This window comes from Streptomyces sp. UH6 (assembly GCF_013421635.1).
Classification (GTDB): Bacteria; Actinomycetota; Actinomycetes; order Streptomycetales; family Streptomycetaceae; genus Streptomyces; species Streptomyces abyssomicinicus.
Genome location: NZ_JACADT010000776.1, coordinates 1 through 2,705 on the forward strand (window position 1 = coordinate 1; position 2,705 = coordinate 2,705).

At 72.8% G+C, this 2,705-nt stretch carries 3 protein-coding genes and 1 pseudogene; 2 read left to right on the top strand and 2 right to left on the bottom strand.

Annotated features, from left to right (window positions below; translation table 11 throughout):
• Positions 1-265: pseudogene (locus HW445_RS25645) on the bottom strand (hypothetical protein); the annotation flags it as partial.
• Positions 258-1,052, bottom strand: coding sequence for a carboxylesterase (locus tag HW445_RS25650; RefSeq protein ID WP_180223279.1), 795 nt, complete (start codon positions 1,050-1,052; stop codon positions 258-260). The pseudogene HW445_RS25645 and the gene HW445_RS25650, both read right to left, overlap by 8 nt.
• A 167-nt stretch (positions 1,053-1,219) precedes the next feature.
• Between HW445_RS25650 and HW445_RS25655 the strand changes: the two genes are divergently transcribed.
• Together HW445_RS25655 and HW445_RS25660 are read left to right on the top strand one after the other, a co-directional pair.
• The gene (locus tag HW445_RS25655; RefSeq protein ID WP_180223280.1) at positions 1,220-1,990 is read left to right on the top strand and encodes a 1-acyl-sn-glycerol-3-phosphate acyltransferase; all 771 of its coding nucleotides are present in this window, start codon (positions 1,220-1,222) and stop codon (positions 1,988-1,990) included.
• A gap of 84 nt (positions 1,991-2,074) precedes the next feature.
• Positions 2,075-2,705, top strand: a 631-nt coding sequence (locus tag HW445_RS25660; RefSeq protein ID WP_257231288.1) for a DUF5931 domain-containing protein, incomplete at its 3' end; no start/stop codon positions are given.

Genomic DNA, 2,705 nt, shown 5'->3' on the forward strand with positions numbered 1-2,705 from the left:
GCTCCGGCCCGGGCTCCGCCACGGGTTCGGCGTCCGCCTTGGGGCCGTCGGCGCCTCCCGGGCCCTCCGCGTCACCGGGACGCACGTCCTCCTCCGGGAGCGCCAGGTCCTCCACCGCCCGGAACGGTCTCACCCCCGGCGGGTCCGGCGGCTCCTCGCCGTAGGAGGCGACGATCGCCTCCCACGCCGCCTGCTCGTCGAACGCGGGAAGCTCCGGTTCCTGCTCCTCGTGGTCCGGGTCCCGCCCGGTGCCGTTCTCAGCCAACGGAGGCCGTCCCTTCCCGGTCGGACCCGGAGACGCCCGCGCCGGGAGCCAGCCGCTCCACGAAGGCCAGGCTCTCCGCGAAGATCCGCTCCGCGTCGTTGTCCAGCGTCGCCACGTGATAGCTGTCCTCGAGCAGGACCTCGGTGGCGTCCACCGAGGAGACCCGCGCCAGGATCCGCGCCGAGTCGGCCGGGGCCACCACGTGGTCCTCGGTGCTGTGCAGCAGCAGGAGCGGCTGGGTGACCTGCGGCAGCTCGCGGTCGAGCGTCCGCAGGAAGGCCGCCAGGGAGTACGCGGCGTGCAGCGGCACCTTGGCGTACCCCGTCTCCAGGACGCCGTCCTTCTTGATGTCGCCGGTCAGCCCCTTGGTGGTCGGCACCAGGTGCCGCACGACCGGCAGCACCCGCGCCGCCGCGCCGTGCACCTTGTTGACGGGGTTGACCAGGACCAGCCCGCTCACCGCGTCGCCGTGCCTCGCGGCCAGCCGCAGGGCGAGCGCGCCGCCCATGGACAGCCCGCAGACGAAGACCGCCGAGCACCGCGCGGTGAGCTCCCGCAGCGCGCGGTCCACCTCCGCGTACCAGTCCTGCCAGCCGGTGACCTGCATGTCCTCCCAGCGCGTGCCGTGTCCCGGCAGGAGGGGGAGGGACACCGTCAGCCCGCGTGCGGCCAGGTACTCCGCCCAGGGGCGCATCGACTGCGGCGAACCGGTGAAACCGTGACAGAGCAGCACGCCGATCTCCCCGCCGTCGTGGCGGAACGGCTCGGCTCCGGGAAGGACCGGCACCTTCGGTCTCCTCGTGACTGATGCGTGCCGACGGGTACCCGCACGGCACAGGGGTGGAGTGGGTACTTCACCGTACGCGACCGTGCCTGCACCGGCCAGGGGCGTCGAGCGTTTGCGGCGGCCTCGGGATAAGGTTCGGACCCGATGCACAGGAGGGCAGTCGGGTGATCTACGAAATAATGAAGGTGATCATCGGGGCACCGGTGAAAGTCGCGTTCAGACCCTGGGTCGAGGGCCTGGAGAACATTCCGGCCGAGGGGCCCGCGATCCTCGCGAGCAACCACCTGTCCTTCTCGGACTCGATCTTCCTTCCCGTGATGCTCGACCGCAAGGTCACCTTCATCGCCAAGGCGGAGTACTTCACCACCCCCGGTGTGAAGGGGCGCCTGACGGCCGCCTTCATGAAGGGCGTCGGCCAGCTCCCGGTGGACCGCGAGGGCGGCCGCGGCGCCGGCGAGGCGGCGATCCGCAGCGGCATCAAGGTCATCGAGAACGGCGGCCTCTTCGGCATCTACCCCGAGGGCACCCGCTCGCCCGACGGCCGGCTCTACCGCGGCAAGCCCGGCGGTCTGGCCCGGGTGGCGCTGGCCACCGGCGCCCCCGTCATCCCGGTCGCCATGATCGACACCGAGAAGATCCAGCCGCCCGGCCGGGCGATGCCCAAGATCATGCGCCCCGGCATCCGGATCGGCAAGCCGCTGGACTTCAGCCGCTACCAGGGCATGGACAACGACCGGTTCGTGCTGCGCGCGGTGACCGACGAGGTCATGTACGAGCTGATGAAGCTCTCCGGCCAGGAGTACGTCGACATGTACGCCACCGCCGCCAAGCGGCAGCTGGCGGAGGCCGCCAAGGCGGAGAAGGCGGCCAGGGCCGAGAAGGCCGCCGAGCAGGCCAAAGCGGCCGCGGCCGGTTCCAAGGCGCCGGAAGGCCACTGACCCCGGGCGGCCCACGCCGCCGTACGCGGGGACACCACGGGGGAGACGGGGGAGGGCGACGTGGCCCGGGAGACACGCGGCCGGATGTCGGTCGAGCAGCCGCTCTGGCGGGCGCTGACCGCCTACCGGGTGCTGACCATGCTGTACGCCGTCGCCCTGTTCGCGTCGGCGCACCGGCACTTCGTCCGCCCGGAGGTGGCCGTCGGCTACCTCGCGGTCCTGATGGTGTGGACCCTGGCCACCGTGCGCCGGGTCTCCGACGCGCGCAGCTGCACCCGCGGTTTCCTCGGCGTCGACCTGACGGTCGCGGTCGTCGGCATCCTGCTGACACCGCTGGCCGACTCCGCCGCGCGTATCCACGCCGGCGGCCCGACCCTGCCGTCGATATGGACGGCCGGCTCGGTGCTCGCCTTCGCGGTCAAGGGCGGCTGGCGCTGGGCGGCCTTCGCCTCCACCCTGGTGGCCGCGGCCAACCTGGTGGAGCGCGGCGCCCCCACCCGCGACACGGTGCACAACGTGATCCTGGTCTGGGTCGCCGCCATCGCCATCGGCTACGTCGTCGAGGTGGCCCGCGCCTCCGAGCGGACCCTCGCCCGCGCCCTGGAGATCGAGGCCGCCACCCGGGAACGCGAGCGGCTGGCCCGCGACATCCACGACGGGGTGCTGCAGGTCCTCGCCATGATCAGGCGGCGCGCCGCCGACGGCGCCACCGGCG